Source organism: Jiella sp. M17.18, assembly GCF_041027365.1.
Taxonomy (GTDB): domain Bacteria; phylum Pseudomonadota; class Alphaproteobacteria; order Rhizobiales; family Rhizobiaceae; genus VKMB-3413.
Genome location: NZ_JBFTEH010000003.1, coordinates 480,190 through 505,297 on the forward strand (window position 1 = coordinate 480,190; position 25,108 = coordinate 505,297).

General features: G+C 64.9%; 27 protein-coding genes, 1 tRNA gene and 2 pseudogenes. 15 read left to right on the forward strand and 15 right to left on the reverse strand.

Going from position 1 to position 25,108, the window contains the following annotated elements; translation table 11 throughout:
- Positions 1-441 precede the first annotated feature (441 nt).
- Both AB5S17_RS08705 and AB5S17_RS08710 read left to right on the forward strand, forming a co-directional pair.
- Positions 442-531 (forward strand) — tRNA-Ser (locus AB5S17_RS08705).
- Positions 532-794: 263 nt separating this feature from the next.
- A complete protein-coding gene (locus AB5S17_RS08710) occupies positions 795-2,498 on the forward strand; it encodes a hypothetical protein (RefSeq protein ID WP_369238250.1) in 1,704 nt (567 codons plus the stop codon).
- A gap of 169 nt (positions 2,499-2,667) precedes the next feature.
- Here the strand turns inward: AB5S17_RS08710 and AB5S17_RS08715 are convergent.
- Positions 2,668-2,937, reverse strand: a pseudogene (locus tag AB5S17_RS08715) (transposase); the annotation flags it as partial.
- On the opposite strand from AB5S17_RS08715, the pseudogene AB5S17_RS08720 reads away from it, so the two are divergent.
- Positions 2,933-3,412, forward strand: a pseudogene (locus tag AB5S17_RS08720) (sorbosone dehydrogenase family protein); the annotation flags it as partial. The pseudogenes AB5S17_RS08715 and AB5S17_RS08720 overlap by 5 nt on opposite strands.
- Before the next feature lie 209 nt (positions 3,413-3,621).
- On the opposite strand, the gene AB5S17_RS08725 reads toward AB5S17_RS08720, so the two are convergent.
- Positions 3,622-4,554, reverse strand: coding sequence for a LysR substrate-binding domain-containing protein (locus tag AB5S17_RS08725; protein WP_369238353.1), 933 nt, complete (start codon positions 4,552-4,554; stop codon positions 3,622-3,624).
- Positions 4,555-4,642: 88 nt separating this feature from the next.
- On the opposite strand from AB5S17_RS08725, the gene AB5S17_RS08730 reads away from it, so the two are divergent.
- Positions 4,643-5,659, forward strand: a complete 1,017-nt coding sequence (locus tag AB5S17_RS08730) for an NADP-dependent oxidoreductase (protein ID WP_369238252.1) — start codon at positions 4,643-4,645, stop codon at positions 5,657-5,659.
- Between the two features lie 28 nt (positions 5,660-5,687).
- A complete protein-coding gene (locus AB5S17_RS08735; protein ID WP_369238254.1) occupies positions 5,688-5,990 on the forward strand; it encodes a putative quinol monooxygenase in 303 nt (100 codons plus the stop codon).
- 60 nt (positions 5,991-6,050) lie between these two features.
- Here the strand turns inward: AB5S17_RS08735 and AB5S17_RS08740 are convergent, their stop codons facing one another.
- From AB5S17_RS08740 to AB5S17_RS08750, 3 genes are all read right to left on the reverse strand, one after another.
- Positions 6,051-6,719 carry an NAD(P)-dependent oxidoreductase gene (locus AB5S17_RS08740; protein WP_369238355.1) on the reverse strand — a complete coding sequence of 223 codons (669 nt, stop codon included), beginning with the start codon at positions 6,717-6,719 and terminating at the stop codon, positions 6,051-6,053.
- Positions 6,720-6,789: 70 nt separating this feature from the next.
- Positions 6,790-7,263, reverse strand: a complete 474-nt coding sequence (locus AB5S17_RS08745) for an AtaL-like protein (protein WP_369238256.1) — start codon at positions 7,261-7,263, stop codon at positions 6,790-6,792.
- Positions 7,264-7,391: 128 nt separating this feature from the next.
- Positions 7,392-8,255, reverse strand: coding sequence for an SDR family oxidoreductase (locus tag AB5S17_RS08750; protein WP_369238258.1), 864 nt, complete (start codon positions 8,253-8,255; stop codon positions 7,392-7,394).
- Positions 8,256-8,359: 104 nt separating this feature from the next.
- Between AB5S17_RS08750 and AB5S17_RS08755 the strand changes: the two genes are divergently transcribed.
- Entirely contained in the window at positions 8,360-9,253 is an 894-nt protein-coding gene (locus AB5S17_RS08755) for a LysR family transcriptional regulator (protein WP_369238260.1), read from the forward strand.
- A gap of 23 nt (positions 9,254-9,276) precedes the next feature.
- On the opposite strand, the gene AB5S17_RS08760 is transcribed toward AB5S17_RS08755, so the two are convergent.
- Positions 9,277-9,900: a LysE family translocator gene (locus AB5S17_RS08760; protein WP_369238262.1), complete on the reverse strand. Its 624-nt coding sequence runs from the start codon at positions 9,898-9,900 to the stop codon at positions 9,277-9,279.
- Complete coding sequence (locus AB5S17_RS08765) at positions 9,897-10,304, reverse strand: DUF2000 family protein (RefSeq protein WP_369238264.1); 408 nt, start codon at positions 10,302-10,304, stop codon at positions 9,897-9,899. Before AB5S17_RS08765 ends, AB5S17_RS08760 begins: the two co-directional genes overlap by 4 nt.
- Before the next feature lie 149 nt (positions 10,305-10,453).
- Here AB5S17_RS08765 and AB5S17_RS08770 point away from each other — a divergent pair, with 149 nt between their 5' ends.
- From AB5S17_RS08770 to AB5S17_RS08785, 4 genes are all read left to right on the forward strand, one after another.
- Positions 10,454-10,903 carry an Lrp/AsnC family transcriptional regulator gene (locus AB5S17_RS08770; RefSeq protein ID WP_369238266.1) on the forward strand — a complete coding sequence of 150 codons (450 nt, stop codon included), beginning with the start codon at positions 10,454-10,456 and terminating at the stop codon, positions 10,901-10,903.
- 188 nt (positions 10,904-11,091) lie between these two features.
- Positions 11,092-11,214, forward strand: a complete 123-nt coding sequence (locus AB5S17_RS08775) for a hypothetical protein (protein ID WP_369238268.1) — start codon at positions 11,092-11,094, stop codon at positions 11,212-11,214.
- Between the two features lie 243 nt (positions 11,215-11,457).
- Positions 11,458-12,141 carry an EthD domain-containing protein gene (locus AB5S17_RS08780; protein WP_369238270.1) on the forward strand — a complete coding sequence of 228 codons (684 nt, stop codon included), beginning with the start codon at positions 11,458-11,460 and terminating at the stop codon, positions 12,139-12,141.
- Between the two features lie 167 nt (positions 12,142-12,308).
- A complete protein-coding gene (locus AB5S17_RS08785) occupies positions 12,309-12,722 on the forward strand; it encodes a VOC family protein (RefSeq protein WP_369238272.1) in 414 nt (137 codons plus the stop codon).
- A gap of 219 nt (positions 12,723-12,941) precedes the next feature.
- On the opposite strand, the gene AB5S17_RS08790 is transcribed toward AB5S17_RS08785, so the two are convergent.
- On the reverse strand, positions 12,942-13,667 hold the full coding sequence (locus tag AB5S17_RS08790; protein WP_369238274.1) for an SDR family NAD(P)-dependent oxidoreductase: 726 nt from the start codon (positions 13,665-13,667) through the stop codon (positions 12,942-12,944).
- 96 nt (positions 13,668-13,763) lie between these two features.
- On the opposite strand from AB5S17_RS08790, the gene AB5S17_RS08795 reads away from it, so the two are divergent.
- Positions 13,764-14,156, forward strand: coding sequence for a winged helix-turn-helix transcriptional regulator (locus tag AB5S17_RS08795; protein ID WP_369238276.1), 393 nt, complete (start codon positions 13,764-13,766; stop codon positions 14,154-14,156).
- A gap of 150 nt (positions 14,157-14,306) precedes the next feature.
- Here the strand turns inward: AB5S17_RS08795 and AB5S17_RS08800 are convergent, their stop codons facing one another.
- Positions 14,307-14,912: a TetR/AcrR family transcriptional regulator gene (locus tag AB5S17_RS08800; RefSeq protein ID WP_369238278.1), complete on the reverse strand. Its 606-nt coding sequence runs from the start codon at positions 14,910-14,912 to the stop codon at positions 14,307-14,309.
- Between the two features lie 62 nt (positions 14,913-14,974).
- Between AB5S17_RS08800 and bdcA the strand changes: the two genes are divergently transcribed.
- Both bdcA and AB5S17_RS08810 read left to right on the forward strand, forming a co-directional pair.
- Positions 14,975-15,688, forward strand: coding sequence for an SDR family oxidoreductase (gene bdcA, locus AB5S17_RS08805; RefSeq protein WP_369238280.1), 714 nt, complete (start codon positions 14,975-14,977; stop codon positions 15,686-15,688).
- A 599-nt stretch (positions 15,689-16,287) separates the two neighbouring features.
- Positions 16,288-17,052: a hypothetical protein gene (locus AB5S17_RS08810; protein ID WP_369238282.1), complete on the forward strand. Its 765-nt coding sequence runs from the start codon at positions 16,288-16,290 to the stop codon at positions 17,050-17,052.
- A gap of 706 nt (positions 17,053-17,758) precedes the next feature.
- On the opposite strand, the gene AB5S17_RS08815 is transcribed toward AB5S17_RS08810, so the two are convergent.
- From AB5S17_RS08815 to AB5S17_RS08840, 6 genes are all read right to left on the reverse strand, one after another.
- Positions 17,759-18,259 carry an RES family NAD+ phosphorylase gene (locus AB5S17_RS08815; RefSeq protein WP_369238357.1) on the reverse strand — a complete coding sequence of 167 codons (501 nt, stop codon included), beginning with the start codon at positions 18,257-18,259 and terminating at the stop codon, positions 17,759-17,761.
- Positions 18,260-18,266: 7 nt separating this feature from the next.
- Complete coding sequence (locus AB5S17_RS08820; RefSeq protein ID WP_369238284.1) at positions 18,267-18,920, reverse strand: antitoxin Xre/MbcA/ParS toxin-binding domain-containing protein; 654 nt, start codon at positions 18,918-18,920, stop codon at positions 18,267-18,269.
- 68 nt (positions 18,921-18,988) lie between these two features.
- Positions 18,989-19,801 carry a hypothetical protein gene (locus AB5S17_RS08825; protein ID WP_369238286.1) on the reverse strand — a complete coding sequence of 271 codons (813 nt, stop codon included), beginning with the start codon at positions 19,799-19,801 and terminating at the stop codon, positions 18,989-18,991.
- Positions 19,798-22,074: a ThiF family adenylyltransferase gene (locus AB5S17_RS08830; RefSeq protein ID WP_369238288.1), complete on the reverse strand. Its 2,277-nt coding sequence runs from the start codon at positions 22,072-22,074 to the stop codon at positions 19,798-19,800. Before AB5S17_RS08830 ends, AB5S17_RS08825 begins: the two co-directional genes overlap by 4 nt.
- Positions 22,067-23,221, reverse strand: coding sequence for a metallohydrolase (locus AB5S17_RS08835; RefSeq protein ID WP_369238290.1), 1,155 nt, complete (start codon positions 23,219-23,221; stop codon positions 22,067-22,069). The genes AB5S17_RS08830 and AB5S17_RS08835 overlap by 8 nt, the downstream gene beginning before the upstream one ends.
- A 73-nt stretch (positions 23,222-23,294) precedes the next feature.
- Complete coding sequence (locus AB5S17_RS08840; RefSeq protein ID WP_369238292.1) at positions 23,295-23,483, reverse strand: hypothetical protein; 189 nt, start codon at positions 23,481-23,483, stop codon at positions 23,295-23,297.
- A 213-nt stretch (positions 23,484-23,696) separates the two neighbouring features.
- Here AB5S17_RS08840 and AB5S17_RS08845 point away from each other — a divergent pair, with 213 nt between their 5' ends.
- Complete coding sequence (locus tag AB5S17_RS08845) at positions 23,697-24,017, forward strand: helix-turn-helix domain-containing protein (protein ID WP_369238294.1); 321 nt, start codon at positions 23,697-23,699, stop codon at positions 24,015-24,017.
- Complete coding sequence (locus AB5S17_RS08850) at positions 24,014-24,907, forward strand: ImmA/IrrE family metallo-endopeptidase (RefSeq protein ID WP_369238296.1); 894 nt, start codon at positions 24,014-24,016, stop codon at positions 24,905-24,907. The genes AB5S17_RS08845 and AB5S17_RS08850 overlap by 4 nt, the downstream gene beginning before the upstream one ends.
- Positions 24,908-25,108: the final 201 nt, after the last annotated feature.

Below are 25,108 nucleotides of genomic sequence, written 5' to 3' on the forward strand. Positions count from 1 at the left end.
CGCGCGAGCCCGATGCGGAATCGTCTGCCGCGCCAGCTCGATGCGCGGTCGCCTGCCGCGGGAAGCCGATGCGGAACCGTTTGCCGCGCCAGCTCGATGCGCAGTCGTCTGCGGCCCCAGTCTGGCGTGAGATGCCCCGTCGCACCGGGTTCAGGCGCTGTATGACCTGCGGGGACGGTGCGCGCACTGGGGTAGGACGACGGACAGCCTGTTCCGGTCGCGACGGGACCGAGCCGGACCGGCGCATGCAGCCGTGCCGCCGGCGAGCGCGATCATTTCGCTTGTGCATCCGCGCCATCTCTTGCTAAGAGACCGGCGCGCCGAAGGGCGCCGACCCAGTCGGCGGCTCGCCGCTTTGCGGTGGCCGCTGCGTCGAGACGAGGGAGTGCCCGCAGCGGGCATGCCCCGGCCGACGACCCGTCCGCCTCCGGCGGGCCCTCCGGAGAGGTGGCAGAGTGGTCGAATGCACCGCACTCGAAATGCGGCATACGGGCAACCGTATCGGGGGTTCGAATCCCCCCCTCTCCGCCAATTAGATTCTACTCTCCGCCAATTCCAAAACCCTTGCATTTCCGGCATCATGCCCGCCAGCTCGCCCCGGCAAGGGTCGAGAATGGATGCGTGTATCGGATGGTGTACAGCGTGGTGTATCGTGCGGTGTATCGTCAAAGGCGGCTCCGAGGGACGGGCCCAGGCGAGCCGCGGCGCGAAGTCCGGGCCCGCATCTCGTGCGCTCGGGAACGAGCTACGTCTTCCAGATCAGATTGCCCCGCGAACTCGGCGGCGGGAGAGGCGTGCCGCCGATCCGCGTCGGGATCGGAGCGCGTCCGGCCAGCGACGCACGTCGCGTCGCCGACCTCCTCGCCGCTGCCGCGCGCAGCGAGTTTCACCGCATCAAGGCGCAGCGCATGAAGCAGGAGGACGACGAGCGGAACGGGGCCGAGGTCGAGCCGATGTTCTCCGGCGACGATCCCAAGGAGGTCGCGATCGAGATGCGCGGCTATCTCAAGGCCATGCGCGGGCTGATCGACAAGGAGTCTGCCGCTCCCTCTGCGGACCAGCTCAGTGCCTTCGAAGGAATGCGCGGCCTCGTCGGGATCGCGCGAGAGGTGGAGAGGGGCGCGGCCGGCAACCCGCTCGTCGTCGACAATGCCGACCTCCTCAAGGGCAAATACGTCGACATGTTCGCGGGAACGGCGCTGACCCCCGCCGCCGCCCGATCTGCTGCTCCCGTTACGGCTCCTGGATCCGCGACGACCCTTTATGCTCCGGGAGAATCTGCGTCTGTCCCAGTTGCGATTCCAGCCGATCGCGCACCCGTGCAACGGGACGAGAACGGCAAACCTATTCCGGCATTCAAACTCGACCGCCGCTTTGTGCCGCGCCGTCCCTCGACGATGCCCCACTTCAGCGAGGTATCCGAGGAGTATCTGGCGGCACGGGAGAGTGCCAAGTCGGGGAAGAACAAGGACATCGGCACGGCTCGCTTCCGCCGTGACCTGTTCATCGAGCTGATTGGGGACCATCGGGTCGACACCTACGACGCGTCCGACCTCCAAGCTTATATCCATCTCCTGTCGTTCTGGCCTGCGGAGGAGAAGGACCGAACGCCGGGGTGGACCGCTCGTCAAATCATCGACGCCAATCGGGATCGGCACCTTAAGCCAATGAAGCTGAAAACGATGAAGGACGGCTATGTCGGCATCGTTCGTTCAGCCATCAACTACAAGGCGGCCAGCTTCGGCTATGCTGATCCTTTCCACCGCGCGGTGCTTCGTTATCCCGACACCGCGGCGCCGCCACGTTCGGCCGAGCCGCTGTCCGCGGAAAAGATTTCTCGGCTTTTCCGCGTTGGCGTCGAAGGCGGGATCCTGGACGAGGCAATGTTGCCGCTTCTCGGCCATCTCACGGGACGGCGTCTCGGCCTCCTGATCCACCTCCAGGGTCAGGACATCCGCGAAAAGTACCGCGGCGTGTTCGTGGCGGAATCGCCTGGCGTTACGAGGATCGGCGGGGTGTGGAAGCGCGTGCCCTTCAAGACCGACGCAAGCACCAACTTCTTTGTCCTGCACCCCTTCCTGAAGGAGATCGGCTTCATCGATTGGGCCATGGATCAGGGGGAAAACTTCCTCTTCCCGGAGATCATGCGCCTTGTCGATCCCTCGAAGAGCGCATCCTCCTACATGCAGCGGCTGTTTGAGAAAGCTGGGATCGAGAAGGGCCAGGGCGAAGTGTTCCACTCGTTGCGTGGCGGCAACATCGACGAAATGCGCGAAGAGAAGGTCGACGGGCGTATCCGTCGGCTTCAGGTCGGCCATGCAGTTGGTTCCGACGAGCACGAGGGTTATGGGCGGCGGACCCTGTCTGAAAAGTCGGCGATCCTTCTTGCGAACCTGCCGCTCAATCCGGAAATCGATTTCTCAGTGTTCCGGGGCTTGAATTTCGGCGTCATGGCCAAGCGGAAGCGGTCGCGAGGAAGGCGGCCAGCCGCGTCGTAATCCGCTCGCACTTCCATTGGTGTTCTGACGACACGTGAAGTCGTATATGGTCTCCCGTGAAGAATCTTGAAGCCCTTGAAGAGTGTGTCTGATCGGGCTTTTGGAAGACCAGCTTGGTCGTGTCCCGCGAGGTGGTGTAAGACACCGATCTCGGCAGGGCCGAGTTCAGTCAGGCTGCCAGAACGGGCAGTCTGACGAGAGGATTATCGCTGACGACGCCGAGAGTCTCTAGCGTCATGTAGCGGCGCGAGACGGCCCACTCGTCGTTGGTCTCGAGCATGATGGCACCGACGAGGCGCACGACGGCCGCGTCGTTCGGAAAGATGCCGACGACGTCGGCGCGGCGCTTGATCTCCCGGTTGAGGCGCTCGATCGGGTTCGTGGACGCGATCTGAGACCAGTGCCCGCGCGGGAAAGCCATGTAGGCCAGCACCTCTTCGCAGCATGGGCTCGGCGACGAAACGCCGCCTGACTACCTGACCTCCGTTGAAGAGGGTGGGTTCTACGGCTGGCCCTACTGCTACTGGGGCATGACCGTGGACGATCGTGTCCCGCAGGCGCCGGACCTCGTCGCCCGTGCCATCCAGCCGGATTATGCTCTCGGCGGCCACACCGCATCGCTTGGCCTGTGCTGGATGCCGGCCGGCACCTTGCCGGGGTTCGGCGAAGGGATGTTGATCGGCCAGCACGGATCATGGAACCGCGCGACGCTCAGCGGCTACAAGCTGATCTTCGTCCCCTTCGAGAATGGCGCGCCGAACGGACCTCCTCGCGACATCCTCTCCGGATTCCTGTCAAAGGACGAGAAACTTGCCTATGGGCGGCCCGTCGGCGTGGCGATAGGCCCGGACGGCAGATCGCTGCTGATGGCCGATGACGTGGGAGACGTCATCTGGCGCGTGACCGCCGCGTGACGCAGTCGGTCGCAGTGTAACGGTGATCGCGAGGCTGGAGATTAAGCCGCAAAGCTAGGATGAGCGCCTGCAGGCTATCAGGATCTTCCGGGAGTTTGGGCCGAAAGCCGTCCGGCAGGTTTCGGACACGACCGATGGAAAAGCTGCCGACTGGCAAGCTGCCCGTTGCGATCGGTTCAAGAGTAAGAATTCGACCTGGTTCGCGGACATCATTCCGCATCAAGCAATCGGATCCGATCCCGAAAGGATGCCTGCATCACTGTCAGGAATGCACGGACGGCGGGATTGGTGCGACGACTCTCAGGCCAGAGTGCGGTGATGTTGTCGCGCTCGACAGCAAAATCGGCGAGGATAGGCACGAGTTCGCCACGGGCGACATAGGGCGCCGTGACGAACGTCGCGGCCACTCCGATCCCGCCGCCCGCGGCCAGAACAGCCACAAGCGCCTCGCTGACATCGACCGAGAGGTTCGCCGCAGGAGTCATCTCCAACACCCGCCCTGCGATCCGGAACGGCCACTGCAAGATTTGCCCCGTGCTTTGATAGCGCAACAGGACGGTGTCGTGCTCCGCCAGTTCCTCGGGGTGCTGCGGCATACCCTTCCTTGCAAGATAGGCTGGCGAGGCAAAACAGCACAAGCGATGGGGCGCAAGCCTGCGCGACAACAGGCCGGTGTCGGGTAGGTCTCCGATGCGGACCGCGACGTCGATATTCTCATCCACGAGATCAACCATCCGATCGCTCAGCCGCAGGTCGACGCTGACCTTCGGATGCTTCTGGCAGAAAGCCGGCAACATCGGTGCGATCACATGCATGCCGATCGGCAGGGACGCAGTAATCCGCAAGGGACCCGACGGCTCCATGCGCGCCGCCAATGCCGTCTGCCCGATCGCCTCGGCATCCCGCAGCAGCCTGACGGCCCGCTCGTGCAGGTCTCGGCCTTCCGGCGTCAGGGTCAGAGACCGCGTCGTGCGTGTGAAGAGCGAAACCCCGAGCTGCTTTTCCAGCCGCTGGACGCTCTTGCTGACCGCCGAGGGCGAAATCGACAGCGCATGGGCGGCGGCGGTGAAGCTGCCGAGCGAGCCCGCCCGTGCGAAGGCTGCGAGGCCCGTCAGTCGCTCCAAAGCCATTTGTTCCTTCATGGCACAACTGAAGCGACATTCGCCCCGATAATCAAGAGCGGTCACCTCGAATACATCGATCGCAGTCCAATCAGCGAAGGCCGGGATTATGAGTGAAACGATGAAGGCAGTCCGCCTGCACGCATTCGGCGGGCCCGAAATGCTCCGTTACGAGGATGCCCCAAAACCGGAGCCGAAGGCCGGCGGGGTCCTGGTGCGGGTGCAAGCCGCCGGCCTCAACCCACCTGACTGGTATCTGCGGAATGGCTATCGCTCGCTGCCGCCCGAGTGGCAACCTCATCCGATGTTCCCTCTGATCCTCGGCTCCGACATTTCCGGCATCGTCGAAAGTGTCGGCGAAGGCGCGACCGGTTTTTCTCCCGGCGACGAGGTCTACGCCATGGTCCGCTTCCCCACCGATGTGATGGAGGGCAGCAAGGCTTACGCCGAGTATGTCAACGTGCCTGCCTCGGAATTGGCACCGAAGCCGAAGGGCATCGCCCCAGAGCAAGCGGCTGCCGCGCCCATGTCGTTGCTCACCGCCTGGCAGTTCCTGATCGATCTCGGCCACGAAGAGCCGAACCCGTTCCAACCCGTTCCCCATGTTCCCGTGCCGCTCGCCGGCAAGACGGTCCTCGTCAACGGCGCGGGGGGCGGCGTCGGGCATCTGGCCGTCCAGCTGGCGCGTTGGAAGGGCGCCCGCGTCATCGCCGTTGCCTCGGGCAAGCACGAGGCGTTGATGCGCGATCTCGGGGCCGATCAGTTCATCGACTACAAAAAGACGTCGGCCGATACGGTGATCCGCGACGTCGATCTCGTCTTCGACACGGTCGGCGGCAAGCCGGCGTCCCGTTTCCTGAAGACGATCAGACGGGGCGGCGCCCTGTTCCTGGCGTTCCCGCTGGGGTTTGACGCTCAGGACGACGCGGAACGCCTCGGCATCACCGTGTCGTCGACGCAGGTCCGCTCCAGCGGCGCACAGCTGAAGGAGGCCGCGCCTCTCCTTGATGCCGGAACCGTCCGCGTCGTGATCGACAGCACCTACCCGCTTGCCGAAGCAGCCCTTGCGCACGCGCGGGCCGAACAGGGCAGCATTCAGGGCAAGATCGTCCTCACCGTCGCGTGAACCGGTCGATTGCTGAGGAGAGCCGGTCATGCTGGTCGTTATCGGACACATTCACATCGAAGCGACCGATGTCGCGGTCTTCCTCGCCGAGATGGCGACATTCGGCGAAGCGGCGCGCGCCCACGACGGCTGCCTGTTCTTCGCTGTCGCGCCTGAGGATTTCGCCGCCGGGCGAATGCTGGTCGCCGAACGCTGGCGGGATCAGGCGGCGCTCGACAACCATCTGGCCGCCGAGGATACGGCAGCCTTCGTCGCGCGATGGGGAAGCCGCATGAAAAGCGATGTTGTCAAATTCGACGCCGCGAACGAGCGAGGGCTCCTGGCGCGATAGCCATCATGTGGCGATGACAATGGCCGAAGAGCGACCCCGCTCGCGCGGGGTGGCGGCGGCTCACCATGTGATGAGCGGCGTTTTCCCGATATAGGCCTCGCTTTCCACCTGGTCGACGACGAAGTCGGCGACGTCGGCCCGGGCGATCGTCCCGCCGTTGAAGCCGCCGAGGTCGAGCAGCGCCCGGACCGCGCCGCGGCGCGGCTTGTCGTTCAGCACGGTGGGACGCACGATCACCCAGTCGAGGCCGCTGCCCGCGATGATCGTCTCCTGCCGGGTTTTGTCGGCATAGACCTTCCTGAGCAGCAGGGGCATGATGAGGCGGTCGAACAGAAAGCCGCCATGCCCCCGGCTGTTGCCGGCGCCGATCCCGGTGATCGCGACGAGCTTCCTGACGCCCTGATGCTGCATCGCTTCGGTCAGGGCCCTAGTTGCGGTGGAGAGCAGGGTCACTTCGCGGAACGGGCTTGCCGGGGTGCCGAGGGCGCTGATGACGGCGTCCTGACCTTGCAGTGCCTTACGCAGAGTGGTCTGGTCGAGGGCGTCGCCGAGGACGACCTTCGCACCGTCGAGACCCTTCGCCTTTTCGGCGTTCCGGGCGAGGACGGTGACCTCGTATCCTCGCGCGATGGCCTGGGCAACGATGTGCCGGCCGGTGCCGCCGGTCGCGCCGAGAACGAGGACTTTCTGATGGGCCGCGGCCTCGGCTGCTGCTGAAGACTGTTCCATGACATTATCTTTCGACGAACGGGATGCCTCGCTCGAGGCGATCCCGCGGTTGATGGTTGCCGCCCGGAGGTCAGAGCCGGCCTTCGGCAAGGAGGTCACGGGTGCGCTTGAGGGTGGAGAGCAGAGCGGCCTTGTAGCCCTTGTCGCTGTCGAACTGGGCCTGCTCGGCCTGCTCCTCAGGGCCGTTCGGCGCCTTGCCGCGCAGGCCGAGGTAGCAGTAGAATTTCAGCTGCAGCTCGCCCGCTTCGTCCTCGAAGAGCTCGTTGACGATCGCGCCCTCGCGGGGACCGGTCGCCTGGAAGAAGGTGACCTTCCTCTGCGGTTCGAGCACGATGATCTCGCGAAGGTCTGCCCCGGCAATCGTCGCATCGCGCAAGAAGTGGGTCGCGGTTTCCTCGCTGACGTCGCATCTGGTGCAAAGGCCTGCCGGGAGGAACTCGCGGGCGTCGCGGGCCGTGAGCTCAATGCCCTTCCAGACCTGTTCGCGAGTGGGTTTGGCTTCGCCGTCCGGGTTCACCGGAACGGTGGCGGTCGAGTAGATCATGATACCTGTCCTGAGTTTCGAGAGCGGCGCGCGTCCAGTCGGACGCGCGAACGACGCCCTGCCTGATTGAATCGACACATCGTGCTCGGCCGGAGATCGTTTGCGATTTTCGGCCGATGCTGTGGGGATCAGGCGGCGATCACCGTGGCAAAGTCGCGATAGGTATGGAGCGGGCGGCCGAGCATCGTCGTCAGCCGCTCGACGTCGCCCTCTTCCGGCACCATGCCGTAGGAGACGAAACGTTCGGCCATGACGCGCATGTCCAGCGCCATCCAGCCCGGCATCGCCTGCCTGAGGTTCTGCTCGAACCCGGCGAAATCCTCGCCCGGATAGGCGATCTCGCGGCCGAGCACCTCGCTCCAGATCGCCGCAACGGCGGGTCCGGTCAGTGTCTCGGGGCCGACGAGGTTGATGCGGTTGGTCGGCAGCGGCGTCGGCGACTGCTCGCGGCGGACGAGCTCGATCGCGGCAACCTCGCCGACGTCGCGCGCGTCGACCATGGCGAGCCCCTTGGTGCCGATCGGCATCGGGTAGATGCCATAGCCGGTGACCACGTCTTTGATCGTCACTTCGTTGTCGATGTAATAGGCCGGCCTGAGGATGGTGGCGTTCATCCCCATCGCCTCGATCATCCGCTCGACGCCGAACTTGCCGGCGAAATGCGGCACGTTCACATAGACGTCGCTGTGGATCACCGAGAGATAAACGATGCGCTCGATGCCGGCTTCGCGGGCAAGATTGAGCGCGATCAGCGCCTGGGTGAATTCGTCGGCGACCACCGCGTTCAAAAGGAACAGGGAGGAGACGCCCGAGAAGGCATGGCGCAGGGAATCGACGTCGAGCAGGTCGCCCTTCACGACCTCGACGCCGGCCGGAAAGTCGGCCTTCGACGGATCGCGAACGAGAACGCGCACGTCGGCACCGCGCTTGACGAGTTGATCGACGACGTTGCCGCCGACATTGCCGGTGGCGCCTGTCACCAGAATGGTCATAGGAGAAACTCCGTTTTGGTGTTTGAAGACAGTTGCAAGATCGGTGATCCGCATTCATTCCGATAGACGACGAATTTGGACTTGCCGTCTCACAGGTGGAACAGATGGATCTCCTCGCCCTCGCCGATTTTAACCTCGTCGCCCGGCACGAAGGCTTCGGCCGGGCCGCACGGGCGAGCGGCCGCCCCAAGGCGACGCTGTCGCGCCGGGTCGCGGAACTGGAGGCAAGCCTCGATCTGCGCCTGTTCGAGCGCGGCGGCCGCGCCCTGAAGCTGACCGAAGAGGGCCGCGCGCTCTATGAGCGAACGGCCGCGCTGCTCACCGACCTCGAAGAAACGACGTCCGCCATCGCGTCGGGCGGCCACACCCCGCGCGGCCGCCTGCGGGTCAGCGCGCCGCTTCTCTTCTCGCAGACCGCGATGGGGAAGCTCGCGGCGGATTTTGCTTTGAAGCATCCCGAAGTCCGGCTCGATGTCACGACGGAGGACCGCGCCGTCGACATGGTGGAGGAAGCCTACGATCTGGTGATCCGGGTGAACCCGAACCGCGACGAGAGCCTCGTTGGACGGGCCTTCCTGCGGGATCGTCTCGTGGTCGTCGCGAGCCCGGCGGTCGACCCTCCGGCCGACGGATCGCTCACTCCGGCGGTCGTGCGCGGCAGGATCGAACCGGCGGCAGCCTGGACGGTGACCACGCCAACGGGAACGTCCACCTTTGCTGTCCGGCCCTGCCTCAGCCTCGCCTCGCTCCTCATGGTGCGCGATGCCGTGCGGTTGGGGGTCGGCGTCGCCCGGCTGCCGATCTCGCTGGTCAGCCACGATATCGCGACCGGGACGCTCACCCATTGGGGCGACGTCGAGGGATCGGAGATCGCCCTCTGGGCGCTCTATCCCAGCCGCCGGCTGCTGAGTGCCCGCGTCTCCGCCTTCCTCGACCATCTGCGGGACGCCTTTCCGAACGGGACGCCCGACGAGCTTGCCCGGTACGTCGGGGCCTGAAGGTGAGGCGGTCTGTCCGTCGGCTACACCAAGACGTGCTCCAGGAGGCCGGCCCACGCGGACGCGAGGAGCGCCACGCCGAGGATGAGGTTGAAGGCTCTGGCGCTCCTCGCCGACTGCATTCGTCCCGCAGCGCGCGATCCGAGCACCGCCCAGATCGCCAGGCACGGCGCCGAGACCATGAGGAAGACGGCCGAAAGCAATGCGTAACGGGGCAGATCCGCGTTCGCGCCGGCAAAGACGCTGACCACGGCGAGAGCCATGCTCCAGGATTTGGGGTTGGCGACCTGCAGCGTCGCCGCCGCCCATCCGCCAGTCGGCTTGTCGGCGGCGGCGCGGACATCAGCGGGCGGCTTCGAAGCGATCTGCCAGGCGAGATAGCTCAGCCAAAGCGCCCCTGCCCACGCCATCACCGTCCGGATGTGCGGATGTGCGGCCAACCATTCGCCCGTGCCGAATCCGACGAGCAGGACCAAAGCCGCCGACCCCGCGCATGCCCCGCAGACTATCGGAAGCGCCGCGGCAAAGCCATAACGGGCGCTGTTGCCGAGAATGAGGAGGTTGGACGGGCCAGGCGTGATCGACGCGACGAAGGCAAAGCTCACGAAGGGCAGCATTTGGGTGACGCCGACGGAGGTGTTGCTCATGGGTGCAGCTTCGCCCCCTTGATCGCCTTGTCGACATCCTTCTTCGGGCCGCGGATCGCGATGCCGACGAGATCGGGAGCATCGGCCGGCTCCGCTTTGAACGCCTCGCGGTTCGCCGCATCGTGGCCGGTCGAGAACATCGCCCGGACATAGGCGGCAGTGACAAGGCCCTTCTCGCCGGAGATGCGATGCGCGCGCTTCAGCTCGCTTTCGCCGGCGGCGAAGATCAGCATCGGCTGCCCGAGAAGCCTGGCAAACTCGCGACCCGCCGCGTCCTCGTAGGGCTCGCCCATGGCTTCCGGCGCCTCCGCGGCAATGCCGGTGGCGAGAAAGGCAGTGACGTTCAGCTTCTGCCAGATCGCGAGATCGTCGAACACCAGAATAGCGACCTTCGTATCGAACATGCCTGATTTCCTTCGGTCATCGTCGACAACCTTTTGTATTCCGTAAGATAGAAGCTCTATAATTCCGAACGATATTCGGTTCAAAGGCCTTTCACGTCATGTCGGAAAATACGAATCCCATTCGGCCGAGGCTCGCACCGCCGGCCCGCTTGGACGACCGCGACCGAACGCTGTTAGGTCTTCTTGCCGAGGACGCCTCCCGCAGCTACGCCGAACTCGGCAAGCTGCTCAACCTGTCCGCCCCGGCCGTTCATGAGCGGGTCAAGCGCTTGCGGCAGGATGGGGTGATCAAGGCGAATGTCGCCTCGCTCGACGGCGCCAAGCTCGGCCGCCCGCTCCTCACCTTCGTCCATGTCGACACGACGAGCTGGGCGGTGACGCGTCACCTCCTGGCGCTGAAGGAGCTTCCCGAGGTGGAGGAGATCCACACGGTCACGGGCGAGAGCGCCATGCTCCTGAAGGTCCGAACACGCGACACGCAGGCGCTGGAAGACCTGCTCGAACGCATCCATTCGATCGAGGGCTTCACGGGCACCCGCAGCTACATCGCCTTGTCCACCTATCTCGAACGCGGGCCGAGCCCGGTCGCGACGGAATAGGAGAGGGACGGGATCTTTGCCCCCCTCTCGAGACTGGCCCGGCTCTCCGGACGGCCGTTTTGCGCGCGCGTCCGCACCACCAGCTCGCTTCATCGCCGGTCTCATCGAGCCATGATCGCTCTTTCGGCACGCGGTTTACCCGACTATATCAGCGCACTTTCAAGTGCGTTCTTGTAACCAGGTTTCCCTTGTATATCTTCGCGGTCGTTCCAAACGAGGCACTGGCTCTGATGACCGCACCCGATATCCTGTTTCGCCTGTTCCGTTTCGGCGCCCAAGAGTCGGCGAACCCCATCGTCATCGCCGCCTGACCCGCATCGGCGCGCCGAGGTCATTCCGGGCGCGGCGCGGGCTGACGACCCGCAGCAGGCTTAGGCGTCGTCGGCCTCATCACCCCGTCAGCCTGTCCAGCCTCGGCGAAGGAACGCAATCGGTCGATCGACTCGGGCGTCCGGCCGCTCATCCCAGACGAGGAGATGGTCGCGCCCGTGGCAAGTCTCTCAGGCTGATCCTCCAACCACCGCAACCCACTCAACCAAGTCAGGAGCTTTTTTGTGATCCGCTTCTTTGCCCTCCTCCCTCGCCGACCCGACATCGACCGCCAGCGCTTCCATGACCATTGGCGACACCCGCACGGCACCATGGGCCGTCAGATCCCGGGCATGCTCACATATGTCCAGGGGCACCAGTTCGACACCGACCGCCTCGGCCCGGGTCAGGACAATTACGATGGTGTTGCCATGCCATCGTTCGATTCCCCGAAAGACGCCGCCGCACTGGTCGACGAGCCCTTATTCGTCGAGAATATCCGCCCCGACGAGCCATTGTTCCAGGACCTGCCAAATGTCATCTTCTTCATTACCGAGGAAGATGTAATCGTCTCGCGGCCCCCCATCGGAGCCGTATCCGCCGTTGATCGGCAGTGGGACGTGCTGGAGCGACCGACCAGCATCCATCTCCTGCAGTTCGTCCACCTCGACGGCAATCCCGACTGGGTGGGCACGGACGACGCCGAACTCGGCTTGCGGATCGGTGCGCTGCGTCATGCGGTGAACCGGCCGAGCGCGGAGGTGCATAGCGACGGCGCACCGTTCCTCGGCGCCCGCCAGTTGTGGTGGCCCACCCTTACGGCGTTCCAGGACGGGGTGGACGCCGATCGAGCAGCCTTCGACCAGCTTCTCGGCCAAGCCGGTCATGCCGTCACGATGCTGGCGGTCTCGGAGCGGTTCCTGCGCTGAGCCGGGGCGTCCAATCTGCAGAATGATCAGGGCGCGGCCACTTTTCCTCCGCTTGAAAGGACGGGCGGCGGAGAGTGGCCGTCGCGCTCTGGTGAGCGACTCGGCTTGGGCCCGACGGTCCGGTCCGACCCGGCCGGATCCCGACTTTTCCACGAGAAGGCATCGTCATGATCCTCAAGACCTATACCCGCATGTTCACGACGGATCTCAAATCCACTGTCGCAACGCTCAAGGCGGTCCATGGCACGGAGCCGCATCTTTGGCTCGACTACGATCCGTTGACCCTCGTCGGAATCGGCGACGTGCTCGTGATTGGTGGAACGGACGAAGTGCTGGCGCCGATTCGCGGCACCTTCGGCCCCTGGATTGTCGAGGATATCGATGACGCCAAGGCCAAGCTTCTTGCCAACGGCGCATCCGTTTTGCGCGACATCCACGCGATCCCAACCGGCCGCATGATGTATCTGAAGCATGCGGACGGCAGCGTCGTCGAGTATGTCGAGTGGACGCCCGAGCTGGTGGAGCGGCACATCCTCGCACCGCTCCGCGCTGGCAAACCGCCTTCGCAGATCGAACCCTGAGCGGCGACGCCGGGCTGTTTGACCGGCATCGCAAGCCCCATCGCGTGCCGCGAGATCACTGCTTTGTCACAGACCGTCGCCGACGGTCTGACAGGGATCGAGGCGCTCGACGAGCGGCGCCCCGACTTCCGAGCGGTCCCCACGCCATCTCCAGGCCGAGGAGACCGACCGCCTGCCAGGGCCGCGCCGTGGCAGGCGGGAGGCGGCTGGCGGGAAAGCTCAGACCTGCGCCATGCCGCCGTCGATCGGCAGCTCGGCTCCGGTGATGAAGCTCGCTTCCTCGCTGGCAAGGAACAGCGCGGCCGAGGCGACTTCATCGGCACGGCCCATCCGGCCGAGCGGGATTAGCGTCTTCAGCGCCTCGCGTACCTCTTCGGACGCGCCCGCCATCATGGCGGTATCGGTCGGTCCCGGCGCGACGACATTGACGCGGATGCGGCGCGGCGCCAGCTCGTTGGCCCAGGTCCGCGCAAAGGAGCGCACGGCGGCCTTGGTCGCGCCATAGACGCCATAGCCCTTTGTGCCGATCACGCCGGCGATCGATCCGACCAGCACGATCGAGCCACCATCCGGCATGATCGCCGTCGCGGCCTTGGCGGCAAACAGCAGTGCTCGCACGTTGAGCCCGAAGGCCCGGTCGAAATGATCCTCGCCGATCCCGTCGAGGGTCGCGTACTCGGCGATGCCGGCGCTGACGACGAGCATGTCCACCCGTCCGGCCTCGCTGCTCACCGCCTCGAAGAAGGCACCGAGCGCAGACACATCGGAAGCGTCCATCTGGCGCGAACGCAGCCTGCCGGCCCCGAACTCGACCTCTTTCTCTTCGCCGCGCCGGCTGGTCGCGTAGACCGTCGCCCCTTCTCTCGCGAAGCGCTCCGCGATCGCGCCGCCGATGCCGCCATGGCCGCCGACGACGACCGCGATCTTTCCTGAAATATTGCTCATCTGTCCTCACAACGTTAGTGATGACAGACAGGTATCATTCCTATATCTAATCACAAGAACGCACCGCAAGGTGCCTTGATAGGAAGGCGTATACCGATGTCCGAAAACGTGCTCGAACTACCGCTCGACGTCACCGCGACGCGGCCTGTCCTCGAACATATCGCCAACAAGTGGACGGTGCTGATCCTCAGCGTTCTCTGCACGCAGCCGGCCAGGTTCAACGACCTCAGGCGCCGCCTCGACGGCATCACCCACAAGGCTCTGTCCGAGGCCTTGAAGCGCCTGGAGCGCAACGGCCTGATCAGTCGCAAGGTTTTGCCGACGCAGCCGATCGGCGTCGAGTACACGATCACCGATCTCGGCTGCTCGCTGCGCGAGCCCTTCGCCGCCCTCTACAATTGGTCGCTCGCCAACGGCTCGGCGATGGAAAAAGCGCAGCGTGTCTACGACACGACGAAAAGCAACGGAGGGTTCGATGAGAATATCTAGCAACTGGGGGCACCTCCGCTTCCGAACCGGGGCGATTAACCACCGAGAAGTCTGAAGCAACGCGGACGGGAAGTTAGCGTTCGGTTGACGACCCCTCGCGGAATCCCAACGTGTCGCGCGCTGCGGTCGAAAGCGGCCGCTCAATCGGGACTATTCGCGCAGAACAAACTCGATTGCCGATCCGGCCATCCGCGCACTTGCCAAAAGTTGATCGAGGCTATGTCCATTGCGCGCCTTGGAAGACAGGCCGAACATGGTTGTCGCCACGAAGTCCGTCACGCTCGCTGCGGCTTCCGGATGGCGCATGGCGACATAGTCGCGAATCTGCGTCTCCGCCGCGATGTTGTAGGCGAGAGCCGCGTCCCGCGCGCCCACGTCATTGCAACGTGTCCCTTCGACGACGAGACAACCGGCGGCCGCCGGGTTGGTGCCGTAGTGCCGGGCCGCCTCCTCGAGCAATATTGCCAAGCTCTCGGCCACGGAACGATCTTCTCTGAGGATGTCCGCATAGGGGATCGCTCCATCGACCGCGTACTGCTCGAGGACGCGGGCGTAGAGCCCCTGCTTGCTTCCGAAGGCTGCGTAGAAACTCGGCGGGTTGATCCCGAGCGCATCGGTCACATCCGACACGCTGACGGCGTCGTAGCCACGGGCATGGAAGAGTTCACGTGCGACCGCGACAGCCTGCTCCGGATCGAACCGGCGGGGTCGACCGCGAACGCGAGACTTTTTTGTACTATCTGCTACAAAATTCATTGACGACCTCCTGATCCAGAATTATGTAGCGCCTCCTAAATTAACGCGCAAGGATGCGACACATGACGACGTTTCAAGGCAAGGCGGTCCTGGTTCTCGGTGGAAGTCGGGGGATCGGCGCCGCCATCGTGCGACGCTTCGCGGCGGATGGCGCAACCGTCACCTTTACCTATGCCGGCTCGAAGAACGCGGCCGAGGCGCTGGCGGCGGAGACCGGCGGCAAGGCAATTCGGACCGACAGTGCCGACCGTGACGCCGTGATCGCAACCGTGCGCGAAAGCGGCCCGCTCGACGTTCTCGTCGTCAATTCCGGCTTCGCGATCTTCGGAGATGCGCTGGATCAGGACCCGGACGAGATCGACCGCCTGTTCAAGGTCAATGTCCATGCGCCCTACCACGCCTCGGTCGAGGCGGCTCGGCGCATGCCGGAGGGCGGACGGATCATCGTGATCGGCTCGGTGAACGGCGACCGCATGCCTGTGCCCGGGATGGCGTCCTATGCGTTGAGCAAGTCCGCCCTTCAGGGTCTGGCTCGGGGACTGTCCCGGGATTTCGGGCCGCGCGGCATCACCATCAATGTCGTCCAGCCAGGGCCGATCGACACCGACGCCAATCCGGCGGACGGACCGATGCGCGATCTTCTGCACGGCTTCATGGCCTTGAAGCGCCATGGCCGGCCCGAAGAGGTAGCCGCGATGGTGGCTTGGCTCGCCGGTCCTGAGGCAGGCTTTGTGACCGGAGCCATGCACACGATCGACGGCGCCTTCGGCGCTTAGCAGCCTTGATTATTGGACGAGGGAAACGGTCCGCTCCCTGACCCAAATTGTGGGAAGCGGGCCGTCGGCGGAACACCCGACGTCGTCGTTCGCAGCGTGGTCAAGATGGGCCGAAACCGGACCGGCAGCTTGCGGGCAGATTAGGCTGGAAAGCCGACTTTCAGTTCGCGACCCAAGCTCGCCGTTGCGATGCGCATCGCTGTTTCTCGAAAGCGGACGCTGAAGAGCCTTCAGGGGCATGTCGGACCATGTCGGAATCTACCGTCCGAGGGTTGGCCGGACGTGCCGACGAGGTCATCGCCCGCGAACTCGATGCGTCCCGGAGATGCGACTCATTGCCGAGACACTCATGGACCGGGAAGAGAACCATGAACCCGGCGTGTGCGAAGACTTCAATAAGCCGGCTTGACCGACGCGACTATAGAGAATTCTTCAGGGCAGACCATCGATCTTGGTTCCAACGCCCCTTGCGCCGCCGAGCGTCACCCTCTTCACCCGACGAACACGCTGTGCCATGAGAAGTAGTCGAACAGGATAAGCTTTTGGCCCCATCGGTTGCAGAACGTCGTAATGAACTCGCCCGGCGACTGGCACAGTCCTTGACCAGTGACTTCGTGGTCGTCGCCGCACCGGACCACCCGCTGGTGTTGCGCTCGGTGGATTTGTTGGTCGGAGGACGGTCCGGTCTGACCGCAGTCATGATGTCGACCGCCGAGGAACGCCGCCGGCCTGCGTTATTCACCGCGCGACTGGCGCTCAATATGATGGCGCTTCCCCCGCACACCACTTTCGTGAGAGTCGTGCACGAAGCCGACGAACCGTCGGGAGCGGACAATGCGTTCGCCGCCGAACTCGAACTCGGTGCTCGAGGCACCCAGCCAGCGCTCCTCAGGATTGCAAACGTTCCCTCGCACTCCCGACAACTGGATCGCGCCGAAAAGGCCCAGAAACGCTCGGAGGAGCGCTTCGCGAACACCTACCGCCTCGCCCGGGTTCTGCGTCGGGATTTCGAGGCTAAAGAAGGCCCGGAACGCGGAGGGTTGGCCTCGCGCAACCCGTCGCGTGATCGGATCGGTAGCCAGGTGGACGCCGCGTTTTTCTCGGCAACCCCCACGTTGGCCGCCATGAACAGCCTAGCGATGTCGGAGGCTGGGCGGTGGTATGACATCGTCGACGGCGAGGCGGAACCTCGAAATGCGACGGCCAACGCACTTTTCGTCCCGGACTATCCGGAGGTTAGGGGCGATCCCGACAAGGCGCTCCGAGCCGCCGCGTTCGCGGGCTGGGTCGTGGCACCGTTACGATCCAAGAGGTCCCTTGACGATGTCGGCATACTGATCGAACGATATGCGAGGCTGAAGTGAGCGCCCGAAAGTCCCGCCACCTATTGATGCAGGCCCTGGTAAGGGGCGCTCCGGCTTATACTTCAGATCCTCTTATGCAGGCGGTGGACAGAGAAATTCAGGAACTCGGGCGATGCCTTCGGCTGCAGCCGGTGACGCGTCAACGCCTCCTTCAGGTTATTCACGCCAGCCGAGCTTTCGATACATGCCTCGGGTCAATACTCCGCGCTAACGGCAGGTCTCCGCAGTCAGGGATCGGGCATATGCTTCACCAACTGCGCACCCTGCCCCCTGCCACGCGTGGCTATCTGAACCACTCAGGAGCCGTCGCCTTTTCCACCTCTATCGCCCACCCTCGCAACAAATACGTTCACACTGCAGACAGCTTTCCCACCTCCACACATGAAGTCGATAAGCTGGTGTCCGAGGTATACGCCTGCATGAGCATCATCCTGTGATAACTTACGACCGATTGGGAAGAGTATAGGGGCTGGATCCGGCTTTGTACCTTCAAACGGCAGCCTTATTATCCACTTTGACCGTAAGCAGACTGTCCGCTTCCCACCCGGAACAGCCCTTTGCACACGTTCACGGCCACCAAGGCCGTGTCCGACGCAGATGCATAACGTGGCGAGGTCCCAACGCTTTCCTATCAGCGCCGGTGCAAGCGTCGTTGGGCCGCGGCCGCGCTCGGCGGTCGGCAAAACCAATGCAGTCGCGGGCGCCGTCAGGCCGACGGATGAAGCCTCGGGTCCAGCGCGAACCGTTGCTGGTCTCGCACCGTGTAGCGCCCCCCGCCCCCGGATAGGAAAACCAGGTTCCACGATCCCCGCGAGACGACCGATGGTAGGACCACGAACCTATGGCTCGCCAGGAGATGGTCGCCGAACGCCCGCTGTCCCGGCGACACGTGCCCGGGCACCAGCCAGTTCGGGTTCGGGACATCGGGCGGCTGCACCACGTGCACCTCCCCCGGGTCGTCGACGAGCAGCTCGGTCAGGACGTGGGGCACGGTGTCGAGGTGCGGGAAGCCCGTGTGGACCGCGACCTCGGCGATCGCGGTTGCCGGGTCCAACGCGCAGTAGACCGCCCGCGTGCCGACCGAACTCCACCGTCCCCCGGCGCGGAACGATCCCTCGCCGGAGTCCCAGGTGGCCGCGTACGCCTGACGGTCGAGCCGCCACGCGACAAGCTCGGTGCCGCCGAGGGCACCGGGTAGCGGGACCATCGCCATGTCAGGTGTAGACGCCGAACTCAATGCGGGTCAGCAAAGTGCGGACCATCTCGCTACCGGGCGGCGTCGACAGCAGGTTGATGGGCTTCGCCCCCTCGAGAGCAGTCGCCGGAGTCTCCAGCCAGCGCTCGGCCGCCTCTTGCGTGCCGAAGACCTCGGACGCATGCGCAAGGGTCTCGGCGAACTGCCAAGCCTTGCCGCTGGCCTCGACGCTGAGCGTCTCCTCCGGTTCTGACTTGAGGCGCTGCTGGGTGCGCAGGGACATGCCGAGAGCTCCGGAGAGCACGGTCCGGTCATGGACAATCACGAGCGAGTCGAGCAGGTGCGTGACCGAGCGTTTGGGAAGGCCGCGCGAGATGACGTGGTGGGTGTCCATCGGAGAGGTGATCTCCCGCGGGATCACTTCCTTGCCGCCAAGGAAGCTGACCACGCGTTCGACCCGGTGTCCGTCCACGGAATAAACGTGCACCTGAGTGGCTACCTTGCCAGCCTTACGCACCATCCATTCGCCGCCCTTCCGCGACTTTCCCGCGGGTGCGTTGGCTTCCATCGCCCGAGCGGGGCGTTGAGAAACCGCTTCCTTGATGATCTCTTCCTTCACGTCGCCCTCGCCATTTGTCGCCTTGAATATGACATCTGGCGTGAAATACTGCAAGGGCTAGGGCAACGCGCCTGCTCCCGTGCCGGGCGCAGCCCGACGCCGGGTGATCCGAACGGTCGTGCTCAGGACCCTCGAACCTCCGGTTTCCGAGGTTTCGTCGGCGCTGGGTCCTCTTGGCTCTTGCTCGACGCGCGGCGGGCCCGGGGTGCCTTCGTTGCGGGCTCGCAGTTGGCCAAGAACCTCTGCGCGTAGGCAAGGGAAGCTTCCGCGACCGCTCCCTTAGTGACCAGGAACGACCAACCGAGGACGAGGATCAGCAGAGGGAAGCAGATCGCGACGCCGAGCCAGAACTGTTCAGTCTCCTGGGCCACGAGGGCGAGCAGAAGCACGTGCGCCGCCATGGCAACCACGCTCAGTCCGATCCCAAAGGGCTTCAGGCCGAAGAGGTTGCGTTGGAAACCGTAGGAGACGTTCTCGTCCAGGAGGAGCTGCCCGCCCCCGCCCGATCGGGTGTGCTCGAGAAGCCAATCCACGGCCGACCGCGCGCGTCGAAACGCGAGCACCGGCTCTGCCTTCTCCTCCTCCTCCGTCGAAAGGATCTGCCCATGGTTGCGCAAGTAGGCGTGATAGCGGGCCTTGGTCTCCGCGACGAGCGTGTCGTCGGAATGGGTGAGGAGCTTGGCGCTGTTGTCTCTGCCCACCTCGCGTCCCAGTCGGCGCTCCGCCGCACGCCCCCGGTTCCTCGCGAGCTGCGCGATGGCGTAGAGGACGCCGCAAGCACTCCCGACGGCCACGACCGCCCCGGCGGCCGACCAAGCTCCCGGATACCAGAACAGCCCGACAACAAGGGCCGGGAGCAGTGCCAAGAGAGCTGGCTTCAGGCGCGCGTTGAGCTCGTAGCGGCTCAGGCCAACGCCTCGTAATAGGTCCGTCATTCGGCTGCGTGTCCCCGTGCTTCGGCTGGAACGGTGCCGCCGACTTCGGCGGTGAGGAACGAGTAGCCCTCGGGGTGAGCGATCAGCATGAGGGCCGGGAAGAACTGGCGAAGAGCCAAGCAGGCGGCGGTTGCCGCGTCCAGCATGGACGGGCCGCTCGGGGCGAGATGGTTGTGCCAAGTGCCAAGGACGTAGAGAGATCCACCGCTGTCCTCGAGCAACCGCTGGACCGACTGCCGCAGCCCCTTGACGCCTAGCACGAACCGCTCCGCGGTGAAGACGCTGTCGGACGGGGCCGGCAGCAGGTCGACGACCTGGAAGTTGTCCCCAACCTGCGAGTAGCGGCCGACGATCACGCCGCCTGTCTCGACGCCCGGCCGCGCGGCTATGGCCGCCCTGATCTCCGCGTTCACCCTTGGGCTGATCCGCACGCTGGCCGCGTCTCCCGCCACCACCGTCCACGGCTCCACGTCGACCGAAGTCCACGACTGGGACAGTCCGTCCTCAAGGATTCGACCGAGATGAATGCTTCCCGTCGCAGGCTCGGCCTCCGCAGTGAGACGCCGGAGTACCGTGTGGCTAAGCCCGGCCGCGAACGTCGCCAAGCGGTCGTCGGGCATCGGGAACGTTAGCGCTCCACAGCCTTGGCCGATGTCGATGGCTTGCGCCTCGGCGGAGAACACCTGGCCCCGGAGGTCGCGGTCGTTGGCGACGATCCTGTAGGACTCGGCGGCTAGATCGCTGAGGCTCGGGTTCGAGCTCGGTCCTTCGAAGGCAGCGTAGGCAACCGTTCCCGCTCCCAGAAGGTGGGCCTCGCCGAAGCGCGGTCTCCCGTCCCATGCCTGCGTCGAGATGATCTCTCGCAGCAGGCTCGACCCCGTGGTGTGCAGGACGAGGTCGCAGCCGGAAAGGTCGGCACGGCTCTCAGTGGTGCTCCAGAGCTCCTCGGCGTCGCAGACGCGAGCGACGGGCTCCTGCCGGAATGCTGACAGGGCGCGCCCCAGGGCGTCGGCCTTGTAGCCGGGCATCCCGCCTCGAACCCCGGGCTCCGGCAGCAGGGCGTGGCGAGCGTAGTTGTGGGGTGACATAACCGAGCGGTCGCAGACGTCCCGCGGTCCCATGCCCATTCTGGCAAGGTGGACGGCGATCTTTGACCCGACGCTGCCGCACCCGAGCAGGACCCACCGCCGGCGCGAGGCGCCGGCGTCGTACCCGGAGGCTCGGCTAAGAAGGGGCACCGACACGTCGTCGCGCACGCTGCACAGGCGGACGTCGCCTTTCCCCCGCAACAGATCTTCGTTCGGACGCAGGTCTAGGAGGTAGGGGCATATCTCGATCGAGGATTGACTGCCGATAAGGTTGAACGGGCGTCGCACGAGGAAGATGACGGGCAGCGGTCCAGCGCCGAACGAGCCGTTCGCCAGCAACATCCCGATGTATGCTAGCTTGGCCTCAAGGTCAGCGCGGCAACCGAACCAGTCGGCACGACGGACGAGATCCTCGACGGTGGCGACGTTCTCCGGCACCGGCACGTCCACGACAAAGGGAGATCCGTCCCTGTCCGGAGCCGAGATCACGAGGGCGGCGCCCTGGCCGCGGCGGACACGGTCCGTGACTTTCTCCTCCCCGCACCCAGCGCTGGCGGGGTCGACCCTTTCCTCCGTGTGGAGCGCGACGCGCATAGTCACGGGGCCGGAAGCAGGCCCGAACCTCAGGTACTGCGTCCGCACGACAGCGCACTCGCCCTCAGGCGTGGCGAGGCGGCGGATCTCGTCGGGATCCAGAATCAGCTCGTCGTCTATGTGGTCGCGGCGCACGGGCTCCCAGCCATGCCTCGGGTTGTTAAGCTCGACCATCGCGGCCTTGTCGAGCCAGTCGGCCAGTTGGTCGACGTAGCCCGAAAAGCCCCGGGCCTGGATGAGCTCGGACGGATAGGCCTGCACGACGCACGGCTGCGGCGGAAGGCCGAGCGACGCCGGCACGGGTAGGAGATGGGGGTGGGCCCGGTCGAAGTCCGGCCGCAGGAACGCACGCGGCGAGCCCCTCGGGAAATCTGCCGGGAACCGGATGGTCACGGTCTCGATCGCCTTGACGCCGCTGGGACTGACGCCAGCCGCACGCCACGTCGACGGCAGCTCCTGCTCGACGTCGAGCTCGGCCCATACCGAACCATCTTCGTGACGCTCGACAAACCGCACGTCGCGGACGGCGGGATGAACAGAGGAAACTCGGAGGGCCCGCTCCATGGGAAGGGGGATCGAAACCTCAGCCATGTGCTAGGGCCTCACTGCCGACGCCCGTCGCGAGGACGCCGGCGACCCCCGCGACGACCCGAGATGGCTTGACCCCGAAGTAGCCGACCTTGATCTCCAGCGGGTCGTCGCCCGGCTCGTCCGCCACGCACCGGAAGGGGCCGCGAACGGGCTTCAGGATCGCTTCGTACTCGCGCTTGGCACGGATGCAGGGCGGATCGTTGGCGTCGTCGAGGACCGAGTTGCTGCTCGAGATGATGAGCGCACCGGACGCCGCCTGCGCGAGCGCCGAGCGGGCCTTGTCGGAGACCTTGGCCTTCTCACGCTTGTCGGACCAGCTATCCCACGAGAGGCTGTGCCAGCTACAGTGGTGCGGCGCTATCAGGACGTCGTAGGTCAGGTCCGCGTCCGTGTACTCGTCGCGGATCCGTTCCCAGATGGCGACCTCGGCGTCGCCGCCGAACAGGAAGCGCCCGGCCGTGGCGTTACCGTCGGCCGCCAGGGTCATCCGCACGATCACGCTCGAGTTGTTCTTCGAGAGAACCTCGGCCTCCTCGTCGTCGTCGGCCAGCATTGGCGCCAGCAGGACGCCCGTGAACGTGCCGTCGGTCACGCCGCAGATCGTCGAAAAGGTCGAGCCGGCCGAGATGAGGATCGGGAGGAGGTCGTCCGTTTTGCCGTTGACGTCCTCGCCGAAGATCTGGATGCGGTCGCCGTCGGCGAGCCACCCCTGTGCCCTGAACAGCCTGACACGGCGGCGGGCCTCGTCGCGCCAAGCCTTGGCGTCATCGCACAGGGTGTGCCCGGACTTGGCGTTCTTGCGGTCGGTGCGGCGGAACACGATCGGGGACGACCACATTTCCTTGATGAGAATCTTGTCGTCCGCCTTCACCCACGAACCGGGCGTCCCGAGGTGGAAGTTCCGGCGGAGGCCGGCACAGTGGTCTTGGTCAGGATGCGTGAGCAGGAAGGCGTCGATGTACAGGCGCCCCTGAGCATCCCGTGCCAGGCGGTCGCGGAGCTGCGCTCCGACATCTGCGGCCTCGTGGTCCGGATCATCCGCATCGTTGGTGATCTTGCAGTCGATCAGGATGCTGCGGCCGCTATCCAGGACCACAAGGGTCATGTCGCCGTTGCCGACTTTGAAGTGAGTGGTCTTGGCGGACATCGCCCTCTCCTCGATCATCGTTTCGGCAGACCGGCGGCGACGCCGCTCGACCAGCCCGGTTGTGTGCAGACGGTCAGGCGTTCGGCGTGTCGCGTCCGTCTGGCTCGCGGGCCACGCCCTTGAAAGGGGTGCCGTCGTCCTTGACGCCCATAAGCTGGCCCGTGCGCTCGTCGCGCTTTTGCCAGAGGCCGTCCGGACGCTGGAACTGCGTCCTCGCGATCACCGCTCCGCGGCGGAAGCCATCTCCCGTATTTTTCGCCATCCGTCCCTCCGTTGCCGATGAGCCAGGCAGTGCATCCGTGCCACTGCTGCGTGATGCCTCATCAAGAAGATGGAAACCTCTTTAATGCTATTTCTTGTATCGCTATTCCGAACAAGATGGGCATCTTGTCCTTCGGAGTCAAGGAACCTACCATGCGTCCACAGCGAACTTTGGGGATAACGCAGGCATGGACATGTGCGGACGACGGCGGCGATGAGCTTCGGCCCGAGGATCAAGGAGCTCCGGATGGCCAAGCGGATGACGCTCGACCAGCTCGCGGCCGTGACAGGGTCGTCCAAGAGCTACGTCTGGGAACTAGAGAACAAGAACCCCCCGCGGCCCTCGGCGGAGAAGCTTGCCGCCATCGCGGCCGCCCTCGACGTCACGGTTGACTACTTGTTGGGGTCCGACAGCCAGTCTCTTGGGGATGCTCAGGACCAAGCGTTCTTCCGCGCGTACAGCGGCATGAGCCCGGACACGAAGCGGCAGTTGCGGGAGATCGCCAAAACGCTCGGCGGCAAGCACACGACATGACCGCAAGTCCGCCGCGTCCGCTGAAGGAAGCCTACAAGCTCACAACGATGCTGGACCTGGTGCTTGGCATCGACAGGTTCGAGAAGGGTCCTGTCGACGTCGAGCGCCTTGCGATCGAATACTCGACTAAGACGGCGCCGGCGACGCGGATCCACGAGGTCATAGACCGCGACCTCACCGGATGCGTCGGTGCCCTCGTCTATTCCGACACCGTTCCGCGGCAATGGGGGATCGTCTGTTCGACGGGACAGACCCCGGGGCGCCGCAACTTCACCATCGCCCACGAGCTCGGGCACTACCTCCTCCACCGCGACCTCATCGAGGCCAAAGATGAGGGCGGGATCTACTGCGAGGAGGAGAGCGTCCATCGCGGGGAGGGACCGGACATCGAGAGGCAGGCCGACGAGTTCGCGGCCAACCTCCTCATGCCCCTCAACGATTGCCGCAGGTTGCTTCCCGCACGGACTCGCCCAGACTTCGACCTACTCGGGACGCTCGCGACCCGCTACGGCGTCTCGCTCACCGCGGTGATCCTGCGGTGGCTGGAGTATACCCAGACCCGCGCCCTCATGGTCGTCTCGAACGAGGGGTTCGCGCACTGGGCCAAGGCGAGCGACGCCGCGTTCAGGAGCGGGGCCTACATAGCCACGAAGAACACGGTGTTCGAACTTCCGTCCGCGGCGACGGCAGTGACAGGCGACCACTCCGACGAGGCCCGGTCGGGCATTCTGCGCCCCCGAGGATTTTGGTTCGAGGAGTCCGTGGTCGAGATGTGCATCCGGTCCGAGCGGTACGACCAGGAGATCACGCTGCTGCACCTCGACGACGCCGGTCCCAAGTGGCAGGCGGACGAGGCCGTCGAGGACGCGTACGACCGCCTCTCCCGTTAAATAACGTTTGGGCAAAATGGGTCAGCGGGTATCCAACTGAGATTCAAAACTGGGAGGGGGGCGGCGGATCTCTACCCATTTCAGCCATTCCATAATGGGCCTATCCCGCGCATTGGATAGGTCACACCGGGGCGCGAATGTCCGCAATGCGGAACGGTCGCAAAAGCATTTGAACGACCGAAAAGGGCGCATTGCTGACTT